General features: G+C 69.9%; 16 protein-coding genes and 1 riboswitch. Of the genes, 9 read left to right on the top strand and 7 right to left on the bottom strand.

The window, feature by feature from the left end:
- Nucleotides 1-118: 118 nt before the first annotated feature.
- Nucleotides 119-1204 (top strand): DNA integrity scanning diadenylate cyclase DisA, encoded by a 1086-nt coding sequence (gene disA / locus C8K38_RS18925; RefSeq protein WP_097212949.1) that lies wholly within the window; start codon nucleotides 119-121, stop codon nucleotides 1202-1204.
- 22 nt (nucleotides 1205-1226) lie between these two features.
- On the opposite strand, the gene C8K38_RS18920 is transcribed toward disA, so the two are convergent.
- On the bottom strand, nucleotides 1227-1973 hold the full coding sequence (locus tag C8K38_RS18920) for a hypothetical protein (RefSeq protein ID WP_097212948.1): 747 nt from the start codon (nucleotides 1971-1973) through the stop codon (nucleotides 1227-1229).
- 57 nt (nucleotides 1974-2030) lie between these two features.
- Nucleotides 2031-2657, bottom strand: coding sequence for a carbonic anhydrase (locus C8K38_RS18915; RefSeq protein WP_097212947.1), 627 nt, complete (start codon nucleotides 2655-2657; stop codon nucleotides 2031-2033).
- A gap of 80 nt (nucleotides 2658-2737) precedes the next feature.
- On the opposite strand from C8K38_RS18915, the gene C8K38_RS18910 reads away from it, so the two are divergent.
- Nucleotides 2738-3607: an A/G-specific adenine glycosylase gene (locus tag C8K38_RS18910; RefSeq protein WP_097212946.1), complete on the top strand. Its 870-nt coding sequence runs from the start codon at nucleotides 2738-2740 to the stop codon at nucleotides 3605-3607.
- Between the two features lie 20 nt (nucleotides 3608-3627).
- Here the strand turns inward: C8K38_RS18910 and C8K38_RS18905 are convergent, their stop codons facing one another.
- The 3 genes from C8K38_RS18905 to C8K38_RS18895 form a co-directional block, all read right to left on the bottom strand.
- Nucleotides 3628-3996 carry an Imm51 family immunity protein gene (locus C8K38_RS18905; protein ID WP_097212945.1) on the bottom strand — a complete coding sequence of 123 codons (369 nt, stop codon included), beginning with the start codon at nucleotides 3994-3996 and terminating at the stop codon, nucleotides 3628-3630.
- A gap of 68 nt (nucleotides 3997-4064) precedes the next feature.
- On the bottom strand, nucleotides 4065-4829 hold the full coding sequence (locus C8K38_RS18900; protein ID WP_097212944.1) for an alpha/beta fold hydrolase: 765 nt from the start codon (nucleotides 4827-4829) through the stop codon (nucleotides 4065-4067).
- Between the two features lie 50 nt (nucleotides 4830-4879).
- On the bottom strand, nucleotides 4880-6352 hold the full coding sequence (locus C8K38_RS18895; protein WP_097212943.1) for an MFS transporter: 1473 nt from the start codon (nucleotides 6350-6352) through the stop codon (nucleotides 4880-4882).
- Between the two features lie 101 nt (nucleotides 6353-6453).
- On the opposite strand from C8K38_RS18895, the gene C8K38_RS18890 reads away from it, so the two are divergent.
- From C8K38_RS18890 to C8K38_RS18880, 3 genes are read left to right on the top strand one after another with little or no spacing between them, the layout of a single operon-like run.
- Nucleotides 6454-6846, top strand: coding sequence for a MarR family winged helix-turn-helix transcriptional regulator (locus tag C8K38_RS18890; protein WP_077042964.1), 393 nt, complete (start codon nucleotides 6454-6456; stop codon nucleotides 6844-6846).
- Nucleotides 6847-6871: 25 nt separating this feature from the next.
- On the top strand, nucleotides 6872-7189 hold the full coding sequence (mhuD, locus tag C8K38_RS18885) for a mycobilin-forming heme oxygenase MhuD (RefSeq protein ID WP_027500517.1): 318 nt from the start codon (nucleotides 6872-6874) through the stop codon (nucleotides 7187-7189).
- A 48-nt stretch (nucleotides 7190-7237) separates the two neighbouring features.
- A complete protein-coding gene (locus C8K38_RS18880; RefSeq protein WP_097212942.1) occupies nucleotides 7238-8317 on the top strand; it encodes an alpha/beta hydrolase in 1080 nt (359 codons plus the stop codon).
- On the opposite strand, the gene C8K38_RS18875 is transcribed toward C8K38_RS18880, so the two are convergent.
- Nucleotides 8279-9385 carry a glycosyltransferase gene (locus C8K38_RS18875; protein WP_097212991.1) on the bottom strand — a complete coding sequence of 369 codons (1107 nt, stop codon included), beginning with the start codon at nucleotides 9383-9385 and terminating at the stop codon, nucleotides 8279-8281. The genes C8K38_RS18880 and C8K38_RS18875 overlap by 39 nt on opposite strands.
- Nucleotides 9386-9515: 130 nt before the next feature.
- Nucleotides 9516-9631, top strand: a riboswitch (cobalamin riboswitch).
- A gap of 26 nt (nucleotides 9632-9657) precedes the next feature.
- On the opposite strand from C8K38_RS18875, the gene C8K38_RS18870 reads away from it, so the two are divergent.
- The 3 genes from C8K38_RS18870 to C8K38_RS18860 all read left to right on the top strand — a co-directional run bounded on the left by C8K38_RS18870 (nucleotide 9658) and on the right by C8K38_RS18860 (nucleotide 11260).
- On the top strand, nucleotides 9658-9852 hold the full coding sequence (locus C8K38_RS18870; RefSeq protein ID WP_027500515.1) for a CbtB domain-containing protein: 195 nt from the start codon (nucleotides 9658-9660) through the stop codon (nucleotides 9850-9852).
- Nucleotides 9843-10652: a CbtA family protein gene (locus C8K38_RS18865; protein WP_097212941.1), complete on the top strand. Its 810-nt coding sequence runs from the start codon at nucleotides 9843-9845 to the stop codon at nucleotides 10650-10652. The genes C8K38_RS18870 and C8K38_RS18865 overlap by 10 nt, the downstream gene beginning before the upstream one ends.
- Nucleotides 10653-10810: 158 nt before the next feature.
- Nucleotides 10811-11260 carry a hypothetical protein gene (locus C8K38_RS18860; RefSeq protein ID WP_097212940.1) on the top strand — a complete coding sequence of 150 codons (450 nt, stop codon included), beginning with the start codon at nucleotides 10811-10813 and terminating at the stop codon, nucleotides 11258-11260.
- 160 nt (nucleotides 11261-11420) lie between these two features.
- On the opposite strand, the gene C8K38_RS18855 is transcribed toward C8K38_RS18860, so the two are convergent.
- A complete protein-coding gene (locus C8K38_RS18855; protein WP_097212990.1) occupies nucleotides 11421-12104 on the bottom strand; it encodes a DsbA family oxidoreductase in 684 nt (227 codons plus the stop codon).
- A gap of 232 nt (nucleotides 12105-12336) precedes the next feature.
- On the opposite strand from C8K38_RS18855, the gene C8K38_RS18850 reads away from it, so the two are divergent.
- Complete coding sequence (locus C8K38_RS18850) at nucleotides 12337-13782, top strand: MFS transporter (RefSeq protein WP_097212939.1); 1446 nt, start codon at nucleotides 12337-12339, stop codon at nucleotides 13780-13782.
- Nucleotides 13783-13854 lie beyond the last annotated feature (72 nt).

The raw sequence follows: 13854 nt of genomic DNA, 5'->3' as shown, positions 1-13854 counted from the left end.
CGGCCCCGGGGAGGCCGCCGCCTCTCCCCCGCTGGGTAACCTGGACGCGAAGCGACGGCGGATCGACCGACTCCGCCCGGCGATGAGGCGCCGCGCACCGCGAGCGAGGGGGACGGCAATGGACGACGCCACGCCGTCTGCCACCGTCCGCGAGACGATCGCTCGGCTGGCGCCGGGGACCGAGCTCCGCGACGGCCTGGAACGGATCATGCGCGGCCGTACCGGCGCCCTGATCGTGCTCGGCTACGACGCCGAGATCGAGGAACTCTGCGACGGCGGCTTCGAGCTGGACGTCGAATTCGCGCCGACCCGGCTGCGGGAACTCTCCAAGATGGACGGGGCCGTGGTGTTGTCCACCGACGGCACCCGCATCGTGCGGGCCAACGTGCAGCTGGTCCCCGATTACAAGATCCCGACCGTGGAATCCGGCACCCGGCACCGCGCGGCGGAGCGGACCGCGATCCAGACCGGCTACCCGGTGGTCTCGGTGAGCCAGTCGATGAGCATCGTCAGCGTGTACGTCGGCGGTATCCGGCACGTGCTCGAGGGCTCGCCGACCATTCTGTCGAGGGCGAACCAGGCCGTCGCGACGCTCGAGCGGTACAAATCCAGGCTCAACCAGGTCACCAACCAGCTCTCCGTCGTGGAGATCGAGGACTTCGTGACCCTGCGCGACGCCCTCACCGTCGCGCAGCGGCTCGAGATGGTGCGCCGCGTGTCGGTGGAGATCGAGCGCGACGTGCTCGAGCTCGGCACCGACGGCAGGCAACTCGCCCTGCAGCTGGAGGAACTGGTCGGCGACAACGACATCGCCCGTCAGCTGGTTGCCCGCGACTACCTGGCAGGCCAGGGCCAGGCCCCGACCGAGGCCGTCGAGCGAACCCTCGCGGCGCTCGACAAGCTCACCGACGCGGACCTGCTCGACCTGACCACGCTGGCCCGCGCCTACGGTTACCCGGCGACGATCGAGGCGCTCGAGGCGCCGATGAGCCCACGCGGCTACCGGGTGCTGACCCGGGTGCCGCGCCTGCAGTTCCACCAGATCCACCGGCTGGTCGGATCGTTCGGCACCCTGCAGGGCCTGCTCGCCGCGACCGCGGCCGACCTGCAGTCAGTGGAGGGCATCGGCGGGCTGTGGGCCCGGCACATCAGGGAGGGCCTGTCCCGCCTCGCCGAGACCTCGATCTCCGGCCCGTTCGACTGACCGCGAACCGCGCGGAGCGGCGTCAGCTGATGTTGAACGGCTCCGGGGTGCTGCGCAGCGCGCCGAGCTGGCCGACGACCGTGTAGGCGCCGGCACCGACCGGGTTGCGCGGGGCGGTGCAGCCGGGTTCGGACGTGGCGCCCGACCACTTGACCGTGAACGCGGCCTGCTCGCCGGGCTTGAGGGAGCGGATGTCCGGCGCCGTGTTGGGGAAGCAGTCGGTGTTCGACCAGATCCGCTGCTGCCCGTCCAGGCTGTAGACCAGCACCTGCTGCATGCCCGCGCCGAGATCGCGCTCGCAGGTCGCGGAGCCGATGTTGGTGACCACGATGCCGAACTGCGGCTCCTGGCCCGCCGGATAGTTCGGCTGGTTCGAGCTGGCCTTGATGGCCAGCGACTGGTCGGGGCACTGGCCCGCGGGGACCGTTGCCGACGAGGACGCCGCCGCCCCACCCGAGACGGACCCGGACACCGCGGTGTCGCCGCCCGAACCGCCGGATCCCGAACCGGACGCGGAAGCCTCACCGGATCCGGATCCGGAACCGGACCCGCCCGCGTCGCCCGCGGAACTGGGCGCCGCCTGGCCGGACGAGGTACTGCTCTGCGAGCTGCTGGCGGCGGCGGCCTCGGCCTCCGGGTCGTCGCCGCCGCCACCGAGCGACGTCACGATCCAGACAAAGAGGATGAGCGCGACCACACCCGCCCCGATTGCGAGCGCGCGTCGTCGCCAGTAGATCTCGGGGGGCAGCGGCCCGTTTGGTTCCAACACAGAACCCACGTTAGGTCCCCGGGCCCGGGCGGACCTCCACCAGCCCCGGCGTGTCGCTCAGTCGGCAACCTCTCCGATGTCGCCGACGGAGGCCTGCAGCTTCACGCGACCGTCGGAGAGCTTGTATGTGACGCCGACGATGGCGCAGGATCCCCGCTCCACTCGGTCCGCGATGATCCGGGATCGCTGCATGAGCAGGCTGCCGGTCTCGACGACGTGCCGGGCCTCGAGCTCGTCGATCTCCTTGAGGCCCTCGTTGCGGCCCATGAGGATCGACGGCGCGACCCGCTCGACGACGTCGCGGATGAAGCCGTTCGGGATCGCCCCCTTGTCGAGCGCGTCGAGGGTCGCCTTGACCGCGCCGCAGCTGTCGTGGCCGAGGACCACGATCAGCGGCACGTTGAGGATCTCGACCGCGTACTCGATGGAACCGAGCACGGAGCTGTCGATGACGTGGCCGGCCGTGCGCACCACGAACATGTCGCCGAGGCCTTGGTCGAAGATGATCTCCGCGGCGACGCGCGAGTCACCGCAACCGAACAGCACCGCCGTTGGGTGCTGTCCGTCGACGAGTTTCGCCCGGTCGGCGATGCCCTGGCTGGGGTGCAGCGAGGCGTCGTTCACGAAGCGGTCGTTACCCTGCTTCAGTGCCTTCCAGGCCGAGATGGGGTTCGAGTTGGGCATGTCAGCCATTGTGCACCCGGTACTTTCTGCGTTTCGTTCGCCACCTGGCAAAACTGTGAAATGGGAGGTGTGAAGTTCAAGTGAACACCTCCGCACTGATCGCGTGGTACGAGCGTCAGGCCCGGGACCTGCCGTGGAGGCGCGAGGGCGTCACCGCGTGGCAGATCCTGATGAGCGAGATCATGTTGCAGCAGACGCCGGTGGTCCGCGTCGCGCCGATCTGGGAGCAGTGGGTGGCGCGCTGGCCGGTGCCCTCGTTGATGGCCGCGTCGAGCCAGGGCGAGGTGCTGCGTGCCTGGGGCAAGCTCGGCTACCCGCGCCGGGCCCTGCGGCTGCACGAGTGCGCACGGGTGCTGGCCGCCGAACACGGCGACGAGGTACCCGACGACGTGGAGATCCTGCTCGGCCTGCCGGGAATCGGCGCGTACACCGCGCGCGCGGTGGCTTGTTTCGCCTACGGGCAGCGGGTCCCGGTGGTGGACACCAACGTCCGGCGCGTGGTGGCAAGGGCCGTGCACGGCGCCGCCGAGCCCGGCAATCCGTCGACCACTCGCGACCTCGCCGATGTCGACGCGCTACTCCCGCGGACCAGGGCGAGGGCCGCGGTGTTCTCGGCCGCGCTGATGGAGCTGGGCGCGACCGTGTGCACCGCGCGCAATGCCGACTGCGACCGCTGCCCGCTGACCGACTGCGCGTGGGTCGGCGCGGGTCGCCCGGCCCACACCGGGCCCGCGCGCAAGGTGCAGAAGTTCGCGGGCACCGATCGCCAGGTCCGCGGCCGCTTGCTGGACGTGCTGCGGGAGACGCATGCGCCGGTCGAACGGGCGCGGCTCGACCAGGCGTGGCTGACGGACCCCGCGCAGCGGGACCGGGCGCTGGACTCGCTTCTCGTGGACGGGCTGGTCGAGCAGACCGAGGACGGGATGTTCGCCCTCGCAGGGGAAGCCTGACGGCAGTCGCGCGGCCCGGACTAGTCGTCGTCGACGCCGAGTTCGACGGCGCGGGTCAGCGCGGCGTCGAGGGCGTCCGCGTCCAGCACCAGAGTGTGCAGGGTCCGCGCCGCGACGAGCAGTGCATCGAGATCGTTCCCGTAGACGCTCACCATGCCTGCCTCCGGATCGAAGCCGACCGCGCCGAGGGCGGCAGGGGCTCGGTCGGTGAGCACCGCCCGAAGGGCACCGGCGAACTCGTACCCGGAGCCCTCGATGCCGTGCGCCTCCAGCGCGGACCGGTGCTGGTGATACTCCGGGCCGCCAGGCGAGTAGATGATGCTGGAACTGTTGTCGCCGGAGACGAGAAGAACCGGGCGGAGGGCATCGAAATCACTGGGTGTCGCCATGCCGAGACCGTACCCAGGCGGTGCGACAGTGCGCCGCGGCGTCTGGCCACAGACGCCCGGGGCCTTGTTCACCGACCGGTCGCGCGAACGGGCAACTCCTCGAGGAACGCCTCCACCGCAACGCGGTACTCGACCGGCCGATCGTCGTGCACCAGGTGACCGGCACCCGCGACCAATTCGTAGCGCGTCTCCGATTCCCTTGCCGTGTCGGCCATTGCGCGCATCTGCCCGGCCGGGGTGATGGTGAACTCGCCCTCAAGCAGCAGGGCCGGTGCCCGGACCGCGGACCACTGCGCCCAGAAGTCGCGGGTCCCCCACTCCTCGGAGATGTCCCGCCACACCGGCACCTCGCCGTGCAGATGGAAACCGTCGGACCGCTCCTCGAAGGAATCCATGAAGTACTGCGCCGCAACGGGTCCGAAGAAGTCGATCATGTGCTCGCGGTCGCGGAACGGCTGCGGCCAGGACCCGATCATCTCGGCCCAGTCGCGCGCGGTGCGCCCCTGGAAGTCGGGCGCCATGTCCTCGACGACGAGCGCGCTGACGCGGTCGGGGTGCGCGGCGGCGAAGCACCAGGCGTGCAGCCCGCCCATCGAATGTCCGATCACCACCATCGGCTCGGTGATCGGCGTCAGTGCGTCCGTGAGGTCCTCGACGAATGCCTCGGTGGTCAGTTCGGCGGGGGCTGGCCTGCCGTGCCCGGCCGCGTCGAAGGTGTAGACGTGCCCGTACTCGCGCAGCCACGGCACGTGCCTGCGCCAGGTCCTGGCGCTGCCCATCAGTCCGTGGAGCAACAGAATCGGCCGACCGGTCCCACCCTCGTCATGCAGCACGGCACCGAGGCTATCCCGGTGCCGTGCTGCCTCGCGGTCGGTGTGCCCGGTCAGGCCTGGCTCGTCTCCGGCACGGCCGAGTAGCGGCGCCCGCGGATCAGCGGCCAGACGGTGATCGCCAGCCCGAGCAGTGCAACGCCGGTGACCAGGATCAGGCCGGGGCGGAACTGCTCGAAGCTCGCGGTGCCCGCCCCGGTGTGCGAACCGGCGGTGACCAGCGCGGTGGTCAGCGCGAGCACCAGCGCCGCGCCGACCTGCATCGACGTCTGGACCAGACCCGAGGCCAGGCCCTGCTCGGAGTCGTCGACGCCCGAGGTGGCCTGGGCCATGATCGAGGTGAAGCCGAACGTGAATCCGAGACCGAGCAGGATCACGCTGGGCAGGATGGCGACCGCGTAGTTCGGCTGGTCGCTGCCCACGAACAGGAACCACAGGTAGCCCAGGCTCAGCGAGCCGAGCGCGGCGATGATCATCCGCGGCGTGCCGAACCGGTCGACGAGACGTCCCACGAACGGCGAACCGAACGCGACGATCAGTCCGGCCGGGAGCAGCGCCATCGCCATCTTCAGCGGCGACCAGCCGAGCCCGGACTGCAGGAAGATCGTCACCATGAACTGGAAGCTCAGGTAGGAACCGAACAACGCGATGATGCTCAGGTTGGCCCGCACGATCGCGCCCACCCTGAGGATGCTCAACCGGACGAGCGGATGCGCAATTCGCCTCTCCACCAAGACGAACGAGGCCAGCAGGACCGCCGCGAGCGCGAAGAGTCCGAGCGTGAGCGGATCAGCCCAACCCCGTGCGGGCGCGGAGACAACGGTGTAGACGGCGAGCATCATGCCCGCGACCAGGGTGACCGCGCCCACCAGATCGTGCCCGCCGGTGTCGGCAGGCTGGTCCCGCGGGATGAGGACGACGGCGGCGACGAGGGTTGCGACGGCGAACGGCACCGGCATCAGGAACGTCCACCGCCAGCCGGCGCTGGTGAGCAGTCCGCCGAGGATCAGCCCCGACGAGTAGCCGCTGGCACCGAACACGGAGAAGATGGACAGCGCCCGGTTGCGGGCAGGCCCCTCCTTGAAGGTGGTGGTCAGGATCGACATCGCGGTCGGCGCGGTGAAGGCCGCGGCGAGGCCCTTCACGAAGCGGGTCACGATGAGCAGGGTGCCGTTGTCGACGAGCCCGCCGACCAGCGAGGCGACGGCGAAGACCGCCAACGCCACCAGGAAGACGTTGCGCCTGCCGAGCAGGTCGGCGGTGCGGCCACCCAGCAGCAGCAGGCCGCCGAAGCCGAGCACGTAGCCGTTGATGATCCACTGCAGTGAGGTGGTGTCCAGGCCGAGTTCGGTGCCGATCGAGGGCAGCGCGACGCCCACCATCGAGACGTCGAGCCCATCGAGGAACATCACGACGCACAGCACCGCGAGGATCCCCCAGAGGCGGGCCGTCCATGCCTGCCCTGCGGCAGGAGCGGTCGAACCCGGCGAGGCGGTGAGGTTCGGAGTGGTTTCGGTGATAGTCACGTCGAGGACTGTATGTGCATGTGCAATCAATGCGCAAGCACTAATTTCGTTAACATTTAATTCGCTTGCATCAATCGGTGGACGGGAACTAGGATGCGGCCATGACGTCAGAAGCTGAGCTCCGCGGCACCTGGCGAGCGCTGCTCGACCGGTACAACGGCATCGCGTGCGACCTCGATCGCCAGATGCAGAACGCGCACGGCCTGAGCATGAGCGACTTCGAGACCCTCGACCGCCTGATGAGCGTCACCTGCAAGCACCCACGGATGCAGGAGCTCGCCGCGGACATGTACCTGAGCCCGAGCGCCCTCTCCCGGAGCGTCGCGCGGCTGGAGAAGGCGGGGCTGGTCGCACGGTCGCTGTGCGAATCGGATCGTCGCGGGGTTTTCGTCGACGTCACCGATGCCGGCCGCGCGGTCCACGCCGACGCGGGCAAGATCCAATTGGCCGTGCTGACCGAGCATCTCGCGGAACCCGACACCACCGGCGCCTGACCGCGAGCGGAGTACGCTCGCCCGCATGGCAGTCGTGAAGATCAATGCAATCGAGGTTCCCGAGGGCGCAGGCCCCGAGCTGGAGAAGCGCTTCGCGAACCGCGCGCACGCGGTCGAGAACTCCCCCGGCTTCCTCGGCTTCCAGTTGCTGCGTCCCGTCAAGGGCGACGAGCGCTACTTCGTCGTGACGCAGTGGGAATCCGAGGAGGCCTTCAAGGCGTGGTCCGACGGCCCGGCCCGGGCCGCGCACTCGGGTGAGCGCGCCAAGCCGGTGGCAACCGGTGCATCCCTGCTCGAGTTCGAGGTCGTGCTCGACGTGGCCGCCGCGGCGAAGGACGCCTGAGCCCCGAATCGGGCAAACGCCCCTGGTCGAGCGGGTACGTTCGCACGTATGACCCTGGCGCTCGAAGCCGCGAGGCGGCACACGCTGCAGACCCTCCTGCGGATGCCCGCGGGCGTCCTCCGCCGCGTGGCGGGGCGGCCGGTGGAGATCGAAGGCAACGTCCTCGACCCCGAGATGCAGCTCATCCTCGCGTTGCAGAAGGTCGAGGGCGGGCCGTTCGAGGAGCGTCCGATCCCTGAAGGTCGGCGCGTGCTGCTGTCCAGTTCCAGGGTCGTCGGCGGCAACCTGCCGATCGGCGCGGTCACCGACCGCGACATCGACGGCCCGGCAGGCCCGCTCCGGCTGCGGATCTACACCCCCCGCGGCCTGACCACCACCTCGCCTGCACTGTTCTTCATCCACGGTGGCGGCTGGGTCTACTGCGACCTCGACAGCCACGATGCGCTGTGCCGTTTCCTCGCCGAGCGGGCCGGGGTGCGGGTCGTCGCCGTCGACTATCGGCTGGCCCCCGAGTCGCCCTTCCCCGCCGCGGTGCACGACGTCGAGGCGGCGTACTCGTTCGTGACCGCCAACGCGGCCGGCCTTGGCATCGACCCGGACCGGATCGCGGTCGGTGGTGACAGCGCGGGCGGCAACCTCGCCGCCGTACTGGCCCAGCGCGCCGCGCACGGGGAACTCGGGGTGCCGCCTGCGTTCCAGTTGCTGATCTATCCCGCAGTGGATTTCGCCGTCAAACGGCCCAGCCGGGCGACCTTCGCGAAATTCTTCCTGACCACGCGGTTCATGGACGTGGCCGACGAGAGCTACGTCCCCGCGGGCGCGGACCGGACCGATCCGCTGCTGTCACCGATCTACGGCGATCTCACCGGCCTGCCGCCCGCCTACGTCGTGACCGCCGGTTTCGATCCGCTGCGCGACGAGGGCGAGGCCTACGCCGAGAAGCTCCGTGCGGCGGGGGTCGAGGTGCAGTACGTCCTCGAGCCCGGGCTGATCCACTCCTTCGCGAACATGGTGGGCGTCGGCCGCTCGGGTCCCGAGGCGATGGGCCGGGTCGCGGCCGCGTTGCGGCTGGCGCTGTCCACCCCGCCCTCAGTTCCCCGCGAGCACCGAGAGCATCCCGTCGACTGACGCCGACCAGCTGAACTGTTCGGCCCGCAGCCGAGCGGATTCCCGGCGCGCGACCGCCGGGATGTCCAGCACCCCGGTGACGGCGTCCGCCAGCGCGACGCCCCGCCCGTGCGCAATCGCCCCGCACCCCGGGGTGATGATCTCGGACAGGGCGGACGATCGCGCCGCGACCACCGGCGTCCCCGCGGCCAGCGACTCCAGGGCCGACAGGCAGAAGGTCTCGTGCGGTCCGGGCGCCAGGGTGACGTCGGCGGAGGCGAACAGCGTCGCCAGCCGGCCGGTGTCGCCGATGAACCCGGTGAAGTGCACCGGCAGCTTCCGCGCCCTGTGCCGCAAGGCTTCTCGCTTCGGCCCGTCCCCGGCGATCACCAGCCGGATGTCCTGTCCCTGCCCGACCAGGGACCGGACCGCGTCGATGCTGCGATCGACCTGCTTCTCCACCGACAGCCGTCCGCAGTGCAGCAGCAGGCGTTGCGACGGCCGGGCGTAGTGCTCGCGCACGCCCTCGTCCCGCCGATCCGGATGGAAGAGCGCCAGGTCGACGCCCAGCGGAACGCGGAACAGGTTTCCCGCGCCGATCCGGACGAACTCCTCGGACGCGAACGCGGTGGTGCAGACCACCGCATCGAAGTTGCGCACCATCCGCGCGTTGGCGACGTCCGCCCACGACCGCGCCGTGCGCGGCGGCAGCACCTGCCCGAGCAGCCGGTCGAGTCGCTCGTGGGACACCACCACGCTCCACACGTCACGCCGCCGCGCCCACTGCCCGAAGCCGCGCAGCGTCAGCCGATCCGACACCTCGAGGGCGGCCGGGCGCAGCCCCCGCACCACGTCGGCCACCCGGTGCGGATTGACGGCGCGATAACCACCGGTGGCGGGGATCGGCACCGCCGCAAGGGTGATCCGGAGGACCCCGCTCGGCATCACCTCCTCGGCATCGCGCCTGCCAGGAACCACCAGGATCACCTCGTGCCCGCGTCCGCAGTAGCCGGCGCCCCAGTTGTGCAGCGCGGTGCGCAGCCCGCCCGATCGGGGACCGTAGAAGTTGGCCAGCTGCACTATTCGCACCGACCCATCGATCCCTGTCGGCATGGCGATCCCGCCAACAGTCGCGGACCGCCCGATGAAGTGCGCGCGAACGTCTCGCCGGTCGACCGGACGCGGTGCGATTGACACCACCGGCTGGCGAATGCGAGAGTGCGCTGGTAATAGCGATGGTTGACGGGAATCCGGTGAGAGTCCGGAGCGGTCGCGCCACTGTGATCGAGGCACACCCTCGACAGCCAGATACCGGGCCATCGCATGGGCTTTTTAAGGGACGCGGAATCCCAGGAGGAACCATGGCACTCGTACACAATCCCAGCACGGCGACCGATTCTGTCGGCATCGCGATGATCATCGCGGGCGTGGTCCTGCTCGCGATGCTGACCCTCTACCTGGTCGGCTTCGACCAGGGTGCGGTCTCGCGCACCGGCATGTACATGCACGAACTGATGCATGACGGTCGGCACCTGCTGGGCCTGCCGTGCCACTGACCGGAACCTTCAAGAACCTCCTCATCCGCGGTCTGCTGGCCGGCCTCGTCGCCGGACTGCTCGCCGGTGCTGTCGCGTTCGTGATCGGCGAACCACACATCGACGCGGCCATCGCGATCGAGGAGGCCGCGGCTGCGCCCGTCGAGCCGCACGGGCACGGCGCAGCAGCGACCGAGGCCGTGACCGAAGAGCCCGCTGGGCACTCGCACGGCGATTCCGAGGAGCCGCTGGTCAGCAGGGACGGGCAGCGATTCGGCCTGTTCCTCGCGACCAGCCTCGCCGGTCTCGCGCTCGGCGCCCTGTTCGCTGTGGTCGCGTACTACGCGCGGCGGGTCAGCGGCCTGTCCGGACCGATCCTCGCGCTGACCCTGGCCGGTCTCGGCTGGCTTGCGGTCGAGGCGGTCCCGTTCTTCAAGTATCCGGCGAACCCGCCGGCGGTCGGGGACCCGGAGACCATCAACAACCGGACCTGGCTGTGGCTGGCCGCGGTGGCGCTCGGCCTCGCCGCGGTGTCGATCGCCGCGTACGTGGCAAAGGTGGTGGCGGCCAACCAGTTCCTGACCGTCCGGATCGCGGCACCGCTGCTCGCCTTCCTGGCTGTGGCCGGAATCGGCTACCTGGTGCTCCCGGATATCAACGAGGTCGGCCCCGACTTCCCCGCCAGCCTGCTGTGGGACTTCCGGGTGTCCTCGCTGACGATCCAGGCCACGTTGTGGCTGGCGCTCGGCCTCGGGTTCGCGTTCCTCACCGAGCGCGCCGCGAAGGCGAGCTCCCGGTCGGAGGCGCTGACCGCCCGCTGACGGTCACCACGCGAGCGAAGCGGTGGATCCCGGTGATTGCACCGGGATCCACCGCTTCTTCCGTTGTCCCACACGGTCGACCGATACCGTGGGGTGAGCCCGGATTCATGCCACAGGGTGATGCCCGCTGCCGCTGCAGAGCGGCACGCTCGGAAACCATGACCACCACCGAGATCCGCACCCGCCCACCGCACCAGGTCGAGCTCTCCTTCACCCTGCTCTCCGTCGCATTGCTCGCGGGCATCGTCGAGGCGATCCTCCAGGCCGCTCGCGCGCTGGAAGAAGGCGGCGCGAGTCCGTCCGCGATTGCCGTCCAGGGCGCGATCCGGCTGGCGATCTACGGCGCGGTGTACGCGCTCGCCGTCGCGATGCGGCGCGGTTCGAACCCCGCCCGGCTGACCCTGCTCGTCGGCCTCGGGACGGTGGGAATCGGGTCGCTGGTCATCGAGCCGGCGGCCTGGCTGTTGTCCGCGAACGGATTCGACGTCGCGGACCTCACGGTCGCGTCGACCCTCATCGGTCTGGCGCGCACCGTCCACCTGATCGCGGTGGTCACCGGGCTCGGCCTGCTGCTGGGCGCGGGCGCCAGGAGGTACTTCGCGCGCTAGGGCGCGTCTCTCAAATCCTTCCGGATGCACCTGGTGAAGCGATCGTTGTCCGGCAAGGCGGAGGAGGAGCCGATACCGGGTTTGTATCGGCGACGACGACAACGCAGCTGGGCTGCGATCGGGCGCCAGGGGCGCCGTACGGGGATTTGGGAGACGTGCCCTAGACGGCGCAGGAGTCGTCGGCGCAGCTGCCTGCGTCGTCGCCGAGCACGGCGATCGCCCCGGACTGCGCGTAGGCCTGCTCGAGCAGCTGGACGAACACCTCGACGGGCTGCGCGCCGGAGATGCCGATCGCCCGATTGGCGGCGAAGAACGGCACCCCGGTGACGCCGAGCAGACGCGCCTCCTCGATGTCCGCGCGCACCTGCTCCGCCGCGGCGTCGGTCTCGAGCGCGGCGCGGATCGCGGTCGCATCGAGCCCGATCTCGGCGGCGATCGCGACGAGTTCGTCGCGGTCGTCCACCACGCGGCCGTCGGTGAAGTGGGCGCGGAACAGCGCCTCCATCACGTCCTCGCTCCGGTCCCCCGCGAGGTGGACGAGCCGGTGGGCGTCGAAGGTGTTCGCGGCGATCACGGTGTCGAAGTCCATCGTGAGGCCGTCGGCCGCCGCGGTGGACGCGACGTGGGCGAACATCTGCCTGATCTGATCGGCGGGCAGGCCCTTGTGCCGGGCCAGTGCCTCGAGCTCGCTTGCCCTGGCACCGACCGGCGTCTCGGGGGCGAGTTGGTAGGAACGCCACACCACCCGCACCCGGTCACGGTGCTCGAACTGTTCCAGTGCGGCCGCGAAGCGGCGCTTACCGATGTAGCACCACGGGCAGGCGATATCCGACCAGACCTCCATCACCACGGCGGGCTCGGTGGCGGATTCGGGCTTGTTGTTCGTTTCGAGGCTCACAGATGGTTGAAACGTCCACCATCCCGTTTCTGTTCCTCCGGTCAGACGGCTCGACTGGGTGCTCGGCGCATCCGGCGCGCGTCCAAGGATTTCGCCTGATGCAAGCCAAGCGTGCGGGCGCACGGTGGTGACGGTGCGAGCACGTCGCACCTCTCCCACGACAGACCGAGGACAGCCCATGCCAGTCGAGACCATTCCGAAGAACGCGGCCACGAGGCGCGCAACCCTGACCGTGGTGTGTGTGACCACGGCGATGTTGATGCTCGACATCGCGGTCGTCAACACCGCTCTGCCGTCGATCGCGACCGACCTGGACACGGGTGTCAGCGGACTGCAGTGGGTCGTCGACGCTTACACGCTGGCGTTGGCGACCGTGGTACTCAGCGCGGGGTCCTGGGCGGATCGTCGCGGACGTCGCCATGTGTTCCTGGTGGGAATCGTGCTGTTCACCCTCACCTCCCTGCTGTGCGCGCTGGCGCCGAACATCTGGGTACTCGACCTCGCGCGCGCCGCACAGGGGGTCGGAGCCGCCCTGCTGTTCGCCTGCTCGCTCGCGCTGCTCGCCGACGTGTTCGAGAAGGGGCCTGCACGCGCGACTGCGCTGGCCGCGTACGGCGCCACGATCGGGGGCGCGTTCGCGGTCGGGCCGCTGGTGGGCGGGCTTCTGACCGAGTTGGTGGACTGGCGCGCCATCTTCTTGATCAACGTTCCGATCGGACTGCTCACCCTGGCAGTCACGCTCCGGTGGGTGCCGGAATCGCGTGACCCGAATCCGCGCGGCGCCGACGTCATCGGACAGATTCTGGTCTGCATCGGGTTGGGGGCCGTCGTCCTCGGGCTACTGCGCGGCAACGAGGCCGGTTGGAGCGAGCCGGTGCCGGTGACCGCCCTGGTGGTCGGCGCCGCCGCGCTCGTCGGATTCGCCGGATACGAACGGCGCGCCGCCGAGCCGATGTTGCCCCCGCACCTGCTCGCGAACCGAGCGTTTGCGGGCGCGCAGATCGCCGCCTTCGCGATCTCGGCGTCGTTGTTCGCTGTGTTCGTCTACACCACGATCTACCTGCAGAGCATCCTGCACCTGTCGCCCGTCGCGGCAGGGTTGGTGTACCTGCCCGCGACGGTCGCCATGTTCGTGGTCGCGGGCGCCACCGCGAAACTCGACGGACGTATCGCCGTGTCGATCACATTGACCTGCTCGCTGATGTTGGTGGCCGCAGGCCTGGTGATGATGACCGTCGTGGACGTGTCCAGCTCGAAATACGCGATCCTGCCCGGATTCGTCATCGCGTGTGTTGGCGCAGGGGTGTTCAATCCGGTCATGAGCGGTTTGGTGCTCGGCGAGAGCACGGCCGACCACGCGGGATTGGCCGCGGGAATCAACGACGCGTTCCGCCAGACCGGCATCGCGGTGGGTGTGGCAGGCCTCGGCGTGTTCCTGCCCGCGCAGTCGATGCTGGGCGGGGGATCGCCGGAGGAGTTCGTCTCGGGACTGCACCGGGCCCTGTTCGTCGCCGCGCTCATTGCGGCGGCGGGCGCGCTGGTCTGCGCGGTCACGTTGCCCGCGCGTCGTTCCGCGCGTATCGACTCCGACGGTGAGCGTGAGGTCGTGTCCGCGCTTCGATGACCGTTTTATCGCGCATCGACGCACCTCGGTCCCTACACTCGAGCGGTCCGGAGTCGACAGTCGCGGGGGTGC

This window comes from Rhodococcus sp. OK611 (genome assembly GCF_003050885.1).
GTDB lineage: Bacteria > Actinomycetota > Actinomycetes > Mycobacteriales > Mycobacteriaceae > Rhodococcus_G > Rhodococcus_G oryzae.
Note: the sequence above shows the minus strand (reverse complement) of the source record. Positions and strands in the feature narration are given on the sequence as shown.